Origin of the sequence: Rossellomorea vietnamensis (assembly GCF_008180415.1) — a bacterium.
GTDB lineage: Bacteria > Bacillota > Bacilli > Bacillales > Bacillaceae_B > Rossellomorea > Rossellomorea vietnamensis_C.
On the sequence record NZ_VTEI01000004.1, the window covers coordinates 92,039 to 106,906 of the forward strand.

Here is a 14,868-nt window from a genome sequence, read left to right on the forward strand (position 1 = left end):
CTGGAGAGGCGAGTTTTTACTCATTTTTGTCCGTATGATCCTTTAATTTAGCAAGATTGGCGATCAAGCCGACCAGCCCAGTAACCGCGAAAATCAGCGGCAGTGCCGTAAACTCCTCGTCCCGTTCCTCAAATCTCAGGTGGTAAACTCCATAAGAGAAGATGAGGAAGCTCCCGATTAACGCTATGCTGATTTTCTTCTTGGTGTTCAAAATTATCACTCCTGAAAGTAATTCTGGTTCATTATATTGGATGGGGGCAGATTCGGGGGTTTGCCGATAAATCAAACATTTGGTTAACTGTGGAAGGATGCATTGCTGCGTGAGGATCGAGTGGGGTGGGGCTTACCCGGCCGATTTATGTACCCAACCGGTAAGAGTGGATACATATCTAAGGAGAAACCAGCCCGCTCATGTATCCACCCCGGAAGAGTAGATACATATCTAAGGAGAAACGGGCCCACTCATGTATCCAMCCAGAAAGAGTAGATACATATCTAAGGAGAAACGGSCCCACTCATGTATCCACCGGGTAAGAGTAGATACATATCTAAGGAAAAACGGTCCCACTCATGTATCCACCCCGGAAGAGTAGGTACATATCTAAGGAGAAACGGCCCCACTCATGTATCCACCGGGTAAGAGTAGATACATATCTAAGGAGAAACGGGCCCACTCATGTATCCACCCTGGAAGAGTAGATACATATCTAAGGAGAAACCGGCCTACTCATGTATCCACCGGGTAAGAGTAGATACATATCTAAGGAGAAACGGGCCCACTCATGTATCCACCCCGGAAGAGTAGATACATATCTAAGAAGAAACGGGCGCACTCATGTATCCACCGCCGAAGAGTAGATACATATCTAAGGAGAAACGGCCCCACTCATGTATCCACCGGGTAAGAGTAGATACATATCTAAGGAGAAACCGGCCTACTCATGTATCCACCGGGTAAGAGTAGATACATATCTAAGGAGAAACGGCCCCACTCGTGTATCCACCGGGTAAGAGTAGATACATATCTAAGGAGAAACGGCCCCACTCATGTATCCACCCAGTAAGAGTAGGTACATATCTAAGGAGAAGCGGGCCCACTTATGTATCCCCACCTTGAAGCAGAACACAGCCAACCAGAAACCTACTTCCTAAAAATAAAGTAAAAGCTGTGTCATATACAAATTCCAAAGAGAATGGGCAGCGATAGCCGGTATCAGTGATTTAGTTTTATAAACTGTATAGGTTAAAAGAAATCCTCCGAGTAAAATGAAAAGCCAAGTAGCGGAAAAATGAATGAAGGCAAATAAGATGGCTGTGATGCAGATGGCCCAAATTGGCTTCAGCTTTTTTAACAAAATCGTCAGCAAAACTGCCCTGAACAGAATTTCTTCCCATATAGGAGTCAGCAATGTGGTATAAAGGGTGGACCCTAAACTGAAGGCTTCAACCCTCGGATTGTTGAGGTAATCAATAATCGTTCTGTCCAGCATCACCTCATAGTGAATGCAAAACTTCAAAAGGAGATAGGGGATCAAAAAGGTAAGCAAAATAAAAAGATAGCTCCTAGGCTCTTTCATCACTCTGAAATTAACCAATGGAGCAATGAGCAAGCGTACTGATTTAATAGATAATGTAACAGCCATGAAACAGGCGAACCAAATGAATCCTTTAGCTCCGCTGAAAAGACTGCTTGGCAATGACAGCTGGCTGATGAAATAGCCCGCAGCTGCAAGGATGATGAGATAAAGAACCAAGGTCAAAGGCTTCAAAGATGACTCTTGTTTCATTACGGCACTTGTCTGTAGTGGCAAAGACATAAGCATCCTCCTTCGTGGAAAAATAATACAATTTAAGTTTACCATAAATTTAGGAGGTGATAGGTGTTTCATAGAGATCCTGACGGGAAAACAGATAAAAAGTCAGGAGGGATGTTCAATGTCAGGTAAAGAAGAAAAGAATGAAAACCTACGAGATGTAGAACGTGACTTTCAAGAAGAGAAGAAGAATGAGAGCATAGAGGACCAGAGCAGGAAGCCGGACCAGCAGAATCGTTTGAAGGATCAGGAGAACTTAAGGAAATAAGTGTATCTGGACAAGCTTGATTTAAACAAAAAATAGATGATAGAAGAAAGGGTGAAACCAATGTGTTTCACCCTTTTTCGCGTTAGATCCAAAAATAGAAAATGGAGTTTCTATAAGTATTAATGAAACTTTTTTACCCTAGAATCAGTAGTGTAGGTAACGGGAGGGGAAAATAATGACGGAAACTTTTGTTTATGAAAAATGCGGCCATACGGAAAGCAAAACGGGAAGAATCGGAAACTCGAATTATGACAGTGTGAAAAAACCTGGGAAAATCATTTCCGGGACGGCCATGCTGATAAGGTGCTGTGCGTCATGTGGGAATGTTGATTCATTGACTATTGAGGATCCTGATAAGTTGTAACGTCTTCTTAGAGAGAGTGGAATTGGTGTTCGAAGAGAGAAAACTTCAATATTTTCATTTGGATCGGTATGTTCATTACAATATTCGGGGGTTAATTTTTGCAGGAAGGCCGGATCAGCAGAATTGTTTGAAGGATCAGGAGAACTTGAGGAAATAAGAGAATCAATTAGAAAACCGGCTTCTGACTAGCAGAAAGCCGGTTCTTTTACTATCATTTCGCTTGATTTATAGCAGTAACAATTTGTTTTAATCCTTCATTTAACGGTGTCACGGGATGCCCAAGAACTTTTTCAAAATCGCTGCTTTCCACTGCTAATGATCCATTACGGATACTTTCTTGGATTCCCACTACAATAGGAAGCACAAAGTCAGGTAAACCAAGGCCTTTCATGATTTCAGCATATTTTTCGTCAGTGACTTGTTCGATGTGCACGTCTTTGCCTAATACGTCTCCAAGAGCCGAAACCAGTTCCTCTAGGGTGTGAAGCGGGCCGGAGAGCTCATAAACGGTATTTTCATGTCCCTCTCCTGCAAGGACAGCTGCTGCGGCTTCGGCATAATCCTGCTGCAATGCCCAGCCCGTTTTGCCGGATCCTGCTGAAGTAACCCATGGAGCTCCAGCCAAAACAGCTTCTATGCTTCCTGCTTCATTTTCCAAGTACCAATTGTTTCGTAAAAACGAATAAGGAATGCCTGTTTCCTTGATAGCAGCTTCCGTGGCAACATGAGGAGGGGCCATTAAGTTCTCGCTGTTCGTAGCATTTGCAATGCTTGTATAAGCAATGAATTTCACTCCGGCATGTTCGGCAGCCTTGACAGCATTGCTATGCTGGCGGATTCTTGTATCATTGTCACCATCTGCAGAAATAATCAATAGGCGGTCTATACCGGTAAATGCTGTATCCAATGTTTCGGGATGATCGAAATCTCCTTGTCGGACGTCCACCCCTTGGGAACGGAGGCTTTCTGCTTTTTCCGGGTCACGGACACTGACAGCCAGCTGGTCGGCTGGAACAGTCTTCAATAAGAATTCCATAACTTTTGAGCCTAATTTTCCTGTTGCTCCAGTCACTAATAATTTCATGAAATAACCTCCAGTTTATTAAGGTTGTAACTATAACGTTTACATGTAATTATTATAGTTACAGGTTTATTCTCTGTCAACAGCTGACACTTTCGGTTTTTATTTTGAAACGGAGATGAGTATAATAAACTTGTAACCAAATGAATTACATGATAAAAATATGATCCTGTACGTTAGGGAGGTAACAACAATGTCAATTAGCAGCCGATTTGCTGTAGGAATTCATATATTAAGCCTGCTGGAATTCAATAAGGACGGAGTATGTTCATCGGAATATCTAGCGGGAAGTGTCGGGACGAATCCCGCTTTTATCAGAAAGATCATGGGGATGCTTAAAAGTTCAGGATTAATACAGGTAAGGCCGGGTGTGGCAGGTGCTGTGCCGGCCAGGGAGTTAACGGACATTACCCTGCTGGATGTCTATAAGGCAGTAAATGTTGTCGAGGACCAGGAACTATTCAATATTCATGAAAATCCCAATCCTAAATGTCCGGTCGGAAGGAATATTCAGGATGCGATTGTCCCGCTTTTCACTGTAGCTCAGAAAGCATTAGAAAAAGCACTGGGGCACGTAACGATCGATGACGTAGTAAGGGATATTGTTGAAAAGGAAAAAGTGAATATTCCTAAGTAATGAGTGAGCGGCATTTTTCCAGTAATGCCGCTTTTGTATGTATCCGTCATAATAAAAATCATGGTATGATGAACTAGCCTGATCATCAGGCAATCTTTGTTAAGGGAGGCGTTCAATATGAGAAGAAAATCTAATATTAACAGCGGTAAATATAAGGGGATTACGCCTCATTAACAAAGGTTAGCAGGTCCCCAAATTCGAAAGGGGAAAACAGAATGAATGTAAGAATAGAAGAGATCAATGAGGAGAACTGGTACGACTGCTGCCAGCTCGAACTGACAGAGAAACAATCAACATACATGGAATCCAATGCGATTTCCATCGCCCAGACAAAATTTGAACCATCATTGAAAGCCTATGCCATTTTTTATGACGAGAGAGCTGCTGGTTTTCTCATGTTCAACTCTGCCAAAGAAGAACTCGGCGGATATTGGATCTATAGAATCATGGTCGATAACGCATACCAAGGCAAAGGGATAGGGAAAAAAGCTACCGGGCTTATACTGGATGAAATGGCGAAGCTGCCGGACGCAGATAAGGTTGTTGTCGGCTATCATCCGGATAACGAAGGAGCCCATAACCTCTATAGAAGTCTTGGCTTTGTAGATAACGGAGATCGATTTGGCAGGGAAATGGCTGTAATCAAATATTTGTAAATAGTGAATGAAGGACGGCCTTTAACATCAGGGCCGTCCTTTTTTCTTTAGAAACGGATGGTTGATCACATCCGCTTTGTAATCCACGCGCGTATCCCTATCTACTTCAATGACCTCCAGAAAATCACTCGCCTTTAGAGTGTTCAGCATTCGTTTGCTTCCGCCAAATAAGGAAAAGTCCAAATCATGATCTGTATACAGGCACCAGTCCCTGTTTTCATTCCACCAATAACTTGGGGAGCCGATATGTTCCCTGTTCTCATATAAATTCAATACGCCATCCAGGTCACCATAAAATAGATAGCCATCTCCATGAGGCTCGTTATAAAAGGCAGCTGCAAGCAAGCTGTACTGAAAGTAGCAGGAATCCATTGTAAAAGATTTTATCACGGGAAGAATCTCTTCTAAGGTTTCCTTATCCATGGTCCCTTCATGAGGAAAGAGTAAATACTGAGGTCCGCTGCCGCCATGAAGGTGAACAATAGAATGAGAGCTGATCTCTTTGGTGTACTGTAAATTGTATTTTAAGGCTAGATCTTTAAACCATATCCTTTCCCCGGTCTCAACTTCAATATCTTCACCGGGAACACATTCACTCCATAAGAGTTTTTCGTCTAGTACTTTCAGGTTTCGGTAAAAAGGATGCATAATTTTACAATAATAACTGAATCTATTTGGAATGAAATTCAGGATCCGGCTGCCATTCCAATTGTCAAAGTCTACAGGTTCAGTCTCAGCGGCTATCCATTGAAACGGAGCAAAATCAGTCAGCTTTTTCATTGAAACCTTCCTCCTCTGCAGTGGAATTTCTTATTTTTACCTTACCATAAAATTTACCAGATAGGCGGAACTTACAGCTTTTCGCAATCACCGGTTCAATTATGGTACAATCAGTTACGACAAAATGAGCGAAGGAAGTAATACGATGAGCAAAAGAGCACCCGTTAACAAAAACGATTATATAGAGGATGCCTATTTCGAGGACCTGACCCACGACGGGAACGGAGTCACGAAAGTCGACGGCTATCCATTGTTTGTACCCAATGCCCTTCCTGGCGAGCGAGGAAAAGTGAAAGTCGTCAAGGCGAGCAAAAACTATGGCTTCGGCAAATTAGTCGAGCTTCATGAGGAAAGCCAGTACCGGCAGGAGCCGCCATGCCCGATCTATCATCAATGCGGAGGCTGCCAGGTTCAGCATATCTCCTATGAAGGCCAGTTGAAGGCAAAAGAAAAACACGTCCGCGACGTCATGGCGCGTATCGGCAAGCTTCCGGAAGTGCCGGTCCACCCGACCCTCGGAATGGAAGATCCTTGGAGGTACCGCAACAAAGCAGCCGTTCCGGTAGGTGAAAGAGAAGGCGGCTTGGTTGCCGGTTTCTATCAGCAGCGCAGCCACGAAATCATCGACATGGACCGCTGCATCATCCAGCATGAAAAAAATGACGAGATCGTCCAAAAGGTAAAAGAAATCTGCCAGAAATACGGAATCCGTCCATATAATGAAGAAAAGCATCGCGGAACGCTAAGACACATCATGTCCCGTTACGGATACCAGACAGGCGAAGTCATGGTGGTCCTGGTGACACGCACTGCAGACCTTCCGAATAAAGATAGAATCGTCGAAGAAATCGTAGGCTCCATTGAAGGAGTAAAGTCGGTCATCCAAAACGTGAATTCCAAGAAAACAAACGTCATCATGGGAGACCAAACCAATGTCCTTTGGGGAGAAGAAGTCATCTATGATTACATCGGCGACGTCAAGTTCGCCATTTCAGCACGCTCCTTCTATCAGGTGAACCCTGATCAGACAAAGGTACTCTATGAAAAAGCACTGGAATATGCCGACTTGAGCGGAGATGAAAATGTCATCGACGCCTACTGTGGAATCGGAACCATCTCTCTGTTCCTTGCCCAAAAAGCAAAGAAGGTATACGGAGTCGAAATCGTCCCCCAGGCAATTGAAGACGCGAAGAAAAACGCCGAACTAAACGGCTTCACCAACACAGAATTCGAAGCAGGACCGGCAGAAGTCGTCATCCCTAGATGGTACGAAGAAGGAATCAAAGCAGACGTCCTCGTCGTCGATCCGCCTCGGAAAGGCTGCGATGAAGCCCTTCTGAATACGATTTTGGAAATGAAGCCGCGTAAGGTTGTGTATGTATCCTGTAACCCGGCGACTCTCGCGCGTGATTTGCGCGTGCTGGAAGACGGTGGATACAAGACGCTGGAAGTGCAGCCGGTGGATATGTTTCCGCAGACTATGCATGTTGAGTGTGTGGCGGTAATAGAGTTGATTTAAAAAAGTTAAAAGTAATAGTTCCCCCAGACCAATTGGTTTGGGGGATTTTTTTTCGTGGACATGCAGATTAATTTTCCAAATTTAAACAAAATAGAGCTAGGTTTTAAGATATAATTATACTTAATTTTATCATCGGTTTTAACCATACATAGGATTGAAGGTGATTTTGTGGAGTCGAAAAGGATGGACTTTATTATTAAAAATGGAATAAGCGAAATTACCTCTGTTAAGATTGGTGGAATTGATCAATCCATTCTTATTCAGGGAGAAGATGTTACTAAACCAGTCATCTTATTTTTACATGGTGGACCTTCGCTGCCATTACCAGGTCTATCAAGCAGAGGGAGTAACTATACGATTGTTACGAATACAAAGGACCTGGTGAAGCACTTTATTGTTGTGTTCTGGGATCAGAGGGGGACGGGGAAATCTTTTCATAATTCTATTCCACAGGAATCCATGACAGTTAATCAATTTGTTTCAGACACAGTTGAGGTAACGGACTATTTAAGAAAGCGGTTTGATAAGGAAAAGATCTTCCTGGCCGGCCACTCATGGGGATCGCTCATAGGATTAAAGACTGTGAGTGAGAATGCCGAGAAATATTACTCGTATATTGGCTTATCGCAGATAGTAAGCTGGACAGAAAATGATCGATTAGGATTATCCTGGGCCAAAAAGGAAGCGAAAAGACGTAATAACAAAAGAGCCATAGAGGAATTGAATTCTGTCGGTGAGCCGCCATTTCTGGAAAGCTTTAAACAGTGGGGAGTTTTACGCAAATGGCAGCAAAGATTTGGAACCATTGTCCACAGCGATGAAATCATAAAAGGACCGAGTTTATTTTCGATTACCATTTCCATGTTAAAATCCAAAGACTACTCATTAAGAGATATGTATCATACCTTTTATAGAGGGTTTAAGCTTGTCTATTCCGATGAGTTTATCACTGACATACAAGAGATTAATTTTAGTGAAACAATAAAAAAGATCGATATTCCCGTTACATTTATTCATGGTAAAAAAGATATCCATGTATTTGGTGAGTTGCTTGAGACGTACTATGAACAATTGGATGCCGTTATGGGGAAGCGGATGATATGGATGGATAAGTCCGGTCATATTTTTCATGAGGAAGACACGGCGCGTATTGAACAACATTTAATAGAAGAATTGAAACATAGTTAATATATACATAAGAAAATAAAGCTGAGGAGCTCTACAAGCACGGGGTACATCTTCAAGTTTTGTTCGTTTCGGTAGTATTATGATTATAGAAGAACCCATTTGGAAGCCGTTGATGGAATGGAATGGAATGGAGTGATGGGGAATGCCAGATATTTTTCGGAGTCAACTTATAATAGAGTGGTCTGTTTTTAATTATGCTGAATTGTTCGGAATTAAACGCGCATTATGTGTAGAAGACATCGAGAACCCTGTCTCTCTGATCGTCCGGGCTAATTACCATGTGAGATGAACCTGTATCAATAATTATATCATTGACTTGTAACGTTCTTCCTTGAAAAGTAACTCTTTGTGACATTGTAATAAGTTGTCCATCAAACGATATTTTCACTAAATTCGCTTCACCTTCATCAACGGATCTTTACGAATATGGACGGTACATTCCTCGTTCGATGTATGGTACACAATATTTCCAGGGGCGGCATTGAAAAACTCCATGTTTGCATCTTCTTCTGGTATGGACCGAAAGGGTGCGACTTCATGGATTATTTTTTTATCCTCTTCTTCATGGAAATCTAGAATCGATACTAATACAAACTGATTTGGGAATAATTCTCTAACTTCCTGCCACTTCATATCCATCTCTCCTTTTTCTTATTATAAGCTATAGCTCAATTCATATCTCTTTTAATGAGTGTTTTTTTCTGATGATTAGCAAGGGACAGGTGCTTCGAGAATTTTTATGGAATAGCAACAAAGTTGACGAAAAGAGCCTTGTAAAAAGAAGGGAGTATGAGTAGTAATATTATTATGTTGAGGATCAGGAACAAACCTAATGCTGGGCCTTTTTTTATCATGAAATGTAAGAAGTTTTCTGCGGAAAAATCAACCGAATCAGGGTGGCAACATACGTAACGGGATTTGAACAAAACTACATTTTACCTCGCATTAAATCACGTTGTCAAGAATGAATTTGTGTTTTTCCCTAAAAAATGTTATAATTGGCTTTAAGTAGTTTTTTTAAAACGTGCGTTCTTAAATATCTTATAAAAACCGAAGGAAATTCAAACAGTTTTGTGAGCTTTTAAGGTAATAGGACCCGAGTTATTACACAAGGAGGACTAGTATATTGAATTTAATTGATAAGAAAGTTACACATAAGCGGTTTGGCATGGGGAGTATCGTTAAACATAATGATACGGTCATTGAAATACATTTCGCATCGGAAAATAAAAAGTTTGTTTACCCTGATGTATTTGGAGAGCATCTGGAAATACATGATAAAAATGCGGCTCATTCACTTGAAGAAATTATTCAACAGAAGGAACTGGAACAAAAAGAGGAAGAACTGAAGAAGGAAGAAGAGAAAAAACTTCAGCGGAAATATCAGGAGCTGAGATTGGGACATGAAAAGCTCATGAGAAATCATAAGCTTCATCCCGAATCCCAAATGGTGACCTGGTGTGACGCAGAAGAACAGAACACTGTTTTTTCTGAGTGGAAGGTTTCCTCAGGGGCAATCAAAAGCGGTGCCAACAAGGGTAAGCCCAACAAACCGATCCGCTTGCACCAAAACAGTGCTGTCCTGCTGACGGAGATAGATTCCAGTAAGCCTGAACAAGACAGACGGATTTTGGGTGTCTTCATGGTGAAAGATGGTTTTATCGGTAAGTTGTGTGAAGACGGATCGATTCCTGCTCATGAGGAATACAGACTGCAGCTGACAGAACAAGAAGCGGATCAGATGCTTTTCTGGAAATACTATGTCAATGAGAAATCTCCAGATAAAATGACATGGAATACTGGGAAGTACCGTTATTTTGATAATGTGTGGATGGCTCAAATCCTGCAGGATATCGTTTCATTGAAAAGTGACCCTGAGGAACAAAAACAGGCACAGCAGTTCCTTGACCATTTCTGTAGAATGAATCAAATTATAGAGCAGGATCTGCCGAAGCCTAATGGGGCATTGATGCGGTCTTAATGAAAGGCTGTATTCGTATACATTGTTGCTTTCGGAAAAAATCCCAAGATCCGGATTTTTCCCCGTATACCAAGGATTTTTCTCAAATCTGAGAGAGCAGCTCTTTTCTTTTCCTGGATACGAGGATATTCCGGTGAATTATGGTTATTTTTTCGGAATTAGCTTGAAATAGCAGCAAAGTTTACGAAAAGAGCCTAATGAAAATAACAAAAGGATACCGCTCAGTTGGAGCGGTATCCTTTTGTTTACATTTATTTTTCCTCGTTCTCGATCTCTTGCATCTCCTCATGTGTAATGCTAAAAGGAGCGCCGCCCTCGGATAACCCGCGACAAAAGCAAATGCTTCATCAGACTCAATTAAATTCCGCAGTTCTCGTGCTTCCTTTTTCCTCTTTTTGTTTTCTCTTTGTTGTTTTTGAATACCTATTAATCTCTTTATTTCTGCCCTCTCTTCACTGCTTATGGTAAAACCAAAACTCGTCAGTTCCTTCATCGAGTTCTTCAGGTTAAGACGGAACTTTTTAGAATAGGTCTTTACAATATTGTCTCCTTCATACTCGCTCACCCAGGTGCTCGCTGCCTGTTTCCGTTCTGCCCTCGTTAGTCCCCAAAATTGTTGTTTCTTACTTTTGCGTTTCTTTTTTAGCCAAATCTTATCCCTTTCTTTAAAGGATTTTCCCCACTTAGAGCTAACTATTACTATAGGAATGGGAGGGTGTTTAATGGTTAATTATAAATTGAAATCTCACCTTTTGGAAGTGATTAACAGAACAAGCCTCCTCAGATTTGAGGGCGATTTATGAATATATTGCTTTTACTCTGCTCGAACCTGAGGTTGCTGCCAGGCAGTTAGAGCGGTTTGAAAATGCCATAATGAGTCTGGATGAATTACCATTTATATTTCATTCATTTGAAGCTGAGCCGTGGCATAGCCGAGGGCTCTGCCAGATGCCTATGGATAATTTTTCTTATTTCTATATCCCCAGAGAGAAAGAAAAAACGGTGACCATTATCCGAGTCATGTATGGAGAAAGAAATATAGACGAACAGCTGAACAAGACTGATTATTGAAACCAGAATTTTTCAACCTGACAGCAAAGACATACTCGCCGGACTGGCTCTCCCATAGCTGCCGGCGGCTATTTTTCCGTGATCGACTTCCTCGTTATCCTCAATCAAATCATAGCCCCATTAATTTTAAAACTCATACAATTTTATCAAAGCGATATTACTATCACTACTGACAAGTTTTTTTAGGCATTATTTTAAGATGTTAAAGAAGACAATTGAACACCTCATAGAAAGTAACATAGACTTCCTATTAGGCCGCTGGACTTTTCGTTTTATAAGCTTTGTTATCTTTTTCTGTCAACGAGAAAGAGTATATAATAGTGAAAAGGGAACGCGAAGTAAAATTAAGGGCTGAATGGGAATTGGCGTGATCAACTGATTATTGAGATTGACGGTTATTTTCACCAATTATTACTTACGGGAAAAAAGTGTACGATTCCACAGCTTAAAAAAATGTATATAGAAGCGAATGAGTGGCCAATTGAAATAACAGACTTTCCAGATGTGTTCTGCCGATTATATAAGTTTGAACAAATTCCCTATGACAAGAATCTAAAAGTTGATTTTGTGATAGATACTGATACGGGCAGGATTTATGTACCCGCTTATTAGAGGAACGGATAGGTTAAAGGGATAATCGAAAAATAGAAGAAGAAAGTGTGTATAGGATGACATTAATCTCATTAGAAAATGTAATGAAACAAGAAGAAAATCGTACGGTTTTAAAGAATATAACGTTAGTAATAGAAAGAACCTCGCAAATTGGGATCAAAATGTCCAGCGAAGAAAGCGTGGAGCTGTTTAAGTTGTTATCAGGAGAAACTCCTCCTACCAGCGGTGACATCCGCAGGGGAAGGGTAAAAGTAGTATCGGAGAACAGAGATGATGGCTTATATGATACTTTATCCGTTCAAGGGTATTTGAAGTTCTTCAAAGAAATTGCGGGTTCTTCCCTTGCTTTGGAAAAATACATTGCTGCGTTTTCTCTTTTAGATATTTGGAAAACTAAGATCAGCAAATTGACAGCAGATCAGAAGAAAAGAGTCAGTTTATTCCGTATGGCTTTATTTTCCCCAGACGTGATGTTAATCGAAAATCCATTACATAATTTAACGAGTGAAGGAATTGAACTTTATTTAAAAGCATTAAAACATCTTCGTTCAACTACTATTGCCACATTATTTACTTCCAACTCTATAGAAGATCTGCTGCTTTTAAGCGATGATATCTACCGCTATAACCGGTTAACTGGGCTGGAAAGAACCGATCTGGCTAACGAAACGGAATCGGTTTCGGAGGAAAATCATGAAATTAATGAGATCAAGCCTAACAAGGTCTTCAAAGTGACGTGTAAGTTGGCGGATAAGACGATTTTCTTCAGTCCTAATGACATTGATTTTGTGGAAAGTATCAACAGTGTGAGTAATATACGTATAAATGATGAGTTCTTTCCTAGTGATTTAACGATGAATGAACTGGAAGAGAAATTAAGTAAATTTGGATTCTTCCGCTGTCATCGGTCGTACCTGGTGAATTTACAGCGTGTGTCTGAATTGATTAGTTATTCGAAAAATAGTTATACCTTAATTTTGAAAGGGCATCCTGACGTTAAGCTCCCTCTTTCCCGAAATCGGTTGGAGGAAATGAAGCAATTAATTGAATTCTAAAGTACAGTTGAGGTTGAAATGAGTCCATTTCAACCTCATTTTGTTACATTTGGGCTTATTTCGTGTACGGTTCACCGGATATTGACGACTTTTTCAATGCTTTTTCCTAAACTGAAGAACAGAAGGGCACCATAAAGAGATAGCGGCAATGACATTGAGGCTAAGCTTTTGGAGCCCAATTCTTTAAAAAGGAGAGAATGGCAATTGGAAAAAGACATAGTGATACAGGTTGAACATTTATCCAAGAGCTTCAAAAACGAAGCTGCTTTAAGAGAACTCAATTTTTCAGTTCGTTCGGGTGAAATCTTTGGATTTCTTGGCCCCTCTGGTTCCGGAAAAACAACAACAATAAAAATATTAACCGGACAGTTAGCCCAAACTTCGGGAAAAGCTATGGTTTTAGGGAAACCCGTTGAACAAATTAATGAGAGTATCTATGAACAAGTGGGGATTGTCACTGACAATAGCGGAATATATGAAAGAATGACCGTTTACAGTAATATGAAGTTTTTCGCAAATATTTTAGGTGTTGAGAAGGAACGTATAGATACTCTGCTAACAAGAGTGGGTTTGCTGGAGCATAAAGACAAAGTTGCAAGTAATTTATCAAAGGGGATGGCACAGCGATTAGTCCTTGCAAGAGCCCTCCTGCACCAGCCGAAGGTGCTTTTCCTTGATGAGCCTACTAGCGGATTAGATCCCAGTACAGCTATAGCCATTCATGAACTGCTGTCTGAACTAAGTGAGAGTGGAACAGCCATTTTTCTTACTACCCATAATATGGACGAGGCAACGAAGCTTTGTGATCACGTAGCCCTTTTAAATGAGGGCGTCATTGTGGAGCATGGAGCTCCTAAAGCTTTAACCCTAAAGTACAATCAGAATAAAAGCTATCAGATATTGTTAAAGAATGAAAAGGAGTTCACACTGCCCCACTGTGAAGAAACAGGGAAAAAAATTAACCAGTGGATAGAGAATGATGAACTTGTAACGATTCATTCGAATGAACCGACATTAGAAAAAGTCTTTATAGAATTGACGGGGAGGGAGCTGCAATGAGAATTTCGTTAAGAAAGGTACGAGCCATCACAAGCATGAAATTTCATACATTACTGAGTAATATCAGTGTCATGTTAGGGCCCATCCTTGCAATCGGAATCGCGTTTGCAATGAGGAATTTAATGCCTGATCTGGATGTAAGCAAAGCCGGAATGAGTTTCTCCACAAATGCATTTGTACTGAGCTTCGGAATTATTTTTAATATTGCAATCGCCGGAATTTCCATGACCAGCGGCCCTTTAGCGGAAGAAAAGGAAAAAAACACCTTGAGGGTCCTGATGACATCTTCTGTCAACGGCTTAGAGTACTTAATAGGGACTTTGCTGCCGCCTTTATTGATTCTTGTTATCGTCAACATGATCATGATTCCTGTTAGCGGTCTTTCTTTTGGAGAGGTTCAATTTGGAAGCTATTTTGTCATGACTACGGTTGCCAGCATAATTAGTTTGATCATTGGCTACATTGTTGGAATTCTTACAAATAATCAAATGCAGGCATCGATATATACAACGCCTATTACATTGCTTTTGACTTCAGTGCCTGCAATAAAACTCTTCAAAGAAGACTTGTCGGAAATTCTGGACTACACGTATACAGGTGTGCTGACAAACTTTGCAAACAGTCTATTTTCTGAGAGTGGATATCAATGGAATTTGACGGATATCAGTGTTCTCTTCGGTTGGTTGCTTATTTCCTTAATCATCTTTATTTACGCATACAAGAAAAATGGATTGGATAGCTAACGACTGGAAATCTTATTCAGCAGAGTAGTATGGAGTGTAC

The 14,868-nt window shown here is 40.9% G+C and carries 16 protein-coding genes and 1 pseudogene; 11 read left to right on the forward strand and 6 right to left on the reverse strand.

Translation table 11 applies throughout. The features are described from left to right. Positions 1-16: 16 nt before the first annotated feature. Both FZC78_RS10250 and FZC78_RS10255 read right to left on the reverse strand, forming a co-directional pair. Positions 17-211: a hypothetical protein gene (locus tag FZC78_RS10250; protein WP_148939617.1), complete on the reverse strand. Its 195-nt coding sequence runs from the start codon at positions 209-211 to the stop codon at positions 17-19. Positions 212-1,148: 937 nt separating this feature from the next. Then, positions 1,149-1,817 (reverse strand): CPBP family intramembrane glutamic endopeptidase, encoded by a 669-nt coding sequence (locus FZC78_RS10255; protein WP_187444885.1) that lies wholly within the window; start codon positions 1,815-1,817, stop codon positions 1,149-1,151. 118 nt (positions 1,818-1,935) lie between these two features. Between FZC78_RS10255 and FZC78_RS23630 the strand changes: the two genes are divergently transcribed. Continuing rightward, positions 1,936-2,082 (forward strand): hypothetical protein, encoded by a 147-nt coding sequence (locus FZC78_RS23630; RefSeq protein ID WP_187442862.1) that lies wholly within the window; start codon positions 1,936-1,938, stop codon positions 2,080-2,082. 175 nt (positions 2,083-2,257) lie between these two features. Then, the gene (locus FZC78_RS10260) at positions 2,258-2,446 is read left to right on the forward strand and encodes a hypothetical protein (protein WP_148939619.1); all 189 of its coding nucleotides are present in this window, start codon (positions 2,258-2,260) and stop codon (positions 2,444-2,446) included. 211 nt (positions 2,447-2,657) lie between these two features. Here the strand turns inward: FZC78_RS10260 and FZC78_RS10265 are convergent, their stop codons facing one another. Next, positions 2,658-3,530 carry an SDR family oxidoreductase gene (locus FZC78_RS10265; protein ID WP_148939620.1) on the reverse strand — a complete coding sequence of 291 codons (873 nt, stop codon included), beginning with the start codon at positions 3,528-3,530 and terminating at the stop codon, positions 2,658-2,660. A gap of 190 nt (positions 3,531-3,720) precedes the next feature. On the opposite strand from FZC78_RS10265, the gene FZC78_RS10270 reads away from it, so the two are divergent. Together FZC78_RS10270 and FZC78_RS10275 are read left to right on the forward strand one after the other, a co-directional pair. Then, complete coding sequence (locus FZC78_RS10270; protein WP_148939621.1) at positions 3,721-4,164, forward strand: Rrf2 family transcriptional regulator; 444 nt, start codon at positions 3,721-3,723, stop codon at positions 4,162-4,164. Positions 4,165-4,379: 215 nt separating this feature from the next. Next, positions 4,380-4,820, forward strand: a complete 441-nt coding sequence (locus tag FZC78_RS10275) for a GNAT family N-acetyltransferase (RefSeq protein ID WP_148939622.1) — start codon at positions 4,380-4,382, stop codon at positions 4,818-4,820. A 27-nt stretch (positions 4,821-4,847) separates the two neighbouring features. On the opposite strand, the gene FZC78_RS10280 is transcribed toward FZC78_RS10275, so the two are convergent. Then, on the reverse strand, positions 4,848-5,600 hold the full coding sequence (locus tag FZC78_RS10280) for a hypothetical protein (protein WP_148939623.1): 753 nt from the start codon (positions 5,598-5,600) through the stop codon (positions 4,848-4,850). A gap of 145 nt (positions 5,601-5,745) precedes the next feature. On the opposite strand from FZC78_RS10280, the gene rlmD reads away from it, so the two are divergent. Together rlmD and FZC78_RS10290 are read left to right on the forward strand one after the other, a co-directional pair. After that, positions 5,746-7,119, forward strand: a complete 1,374-nt coding sequence (rlmD, locus tag FZC78_RS10285; protein WP_148939624.1) for a 23S rRNA (uracil(1939)-C(5))-methyltransferase RlmD — start codon at positions 5,746-5,748, stop codon at positions 7,117-7,119. Between the two features lie 183 nt (positions 7,120-7,302). Next, complete coding sequence (locus tag FZC78_RS10290) at positions 7,303-8,307, forward strand: alpha/beta fold hydrolase (RefSeq protein ID WP_148939625.1); 1,005 nt, start codon at positions 7,303-7,305, stop codon at positions 8,305-8,307. 387 nt (positions 8,308-8,694) lie between these two features. On the opposite strand, the gene FZC78_RS10295 is transcribed toward FZC78_RS10290, so the two are convergent. Further along, on the reverse strand, positions 8,695-8,940 hold the full coding sequence (locus tag FZC78_RS10295; protein ID WP_148939626.1) for a hypothetical protein: 246 nt from the start codon (positions 8,938-8,940) through the stop codon (positions 8,695-8,697). Between the two features lie 493 nt (positions 8,941-9,433). Here FZC78_RS10295 and FZC78_RS10300 point away from each other — a divergent pair, with 493 nt between their 5' ends. Continuing rightward, positions 9,434-10,288, forward strand: a complete 855-nt coding sequence (locus FZC78_RS10300; protein WP_148939627.1) for a malate synthase — start codon at positions 9,434-9,436, stop codon at positions 10,286-10,288. Positions 10,289-10,469: 181 nt separating this feature from the next. Here FZC78_RS10300 and FZC78_RS10305 read toward each other — a convergent pair whose 3' ends face one another. Next, complete coding sequence (locus tag FZC78_RS10305; RefSeq protein WP_148939628.1) at positions 10,470-10,853, reverse strand: hypothetical protein; 384 nt, start codon at positions 10,851-10,853, stop codon at positions 10,470-10,472. Between the two features lie 209 nt (positions 10,854-11,062). Between FZC78_RS10305 and FZC78_RS24750 the strand changes: the two are divergent. From FZC78_RS24750 to FZC78_RS10330, 4 genes and pseudogenes are all read left to right on the forward strand, one after another. Continuing rightward, a pseudogene (locus FZC78_RS24750) lies at positions 11,063-11,359 on the forward strand (type II toxin-antitoxin system RelE/ParE family toxin); the annotation flags it as partial. A gap of 668 nt (positions 11,360-12,027) precedes the next feature. After that, the gene (locus FZC78_RS10320) at positions 12,028-13,026 is read left to right on the forward strand and encodes a LytTR family transcriptional regulator DNA-binding domain-containing protein (RefSeq protein ID WP_148939630.1); all 999 of its coding nucleotides are present in this window, start codon (positions 12,028-12,030) and stop codon (positions 13,024-13,026) included. A 204-nt stretch (positions 13,027-13,230) separates the two neighbouring features. Further along, positions 13,231-14,085, forward strand: a complete 855-nt coding sequence (locus FZC78_RS10325; RefSeq protein WP_148939631.1) for an ABC transporter ATP-binding protein — start codon at positions 13,231-13,233, stop codon at positions 14,083-14,085. Further along, complete coding sequence (locus FZC78_RS10330; RefSeq protein WP_148939632.1) at positions 14,082-14,828, forward strand: ABC transporter permease; 747 nt, start codon at positions 14,082-14,084, stop codon at positions 14,826-14,828. Before FZC78_RS10325 ends, FZC78_RS10330 begins: the two co-directional genes overlap by 4 nt. Positions 14,829-14,868 lie beyond the last annotated feature (40 nt).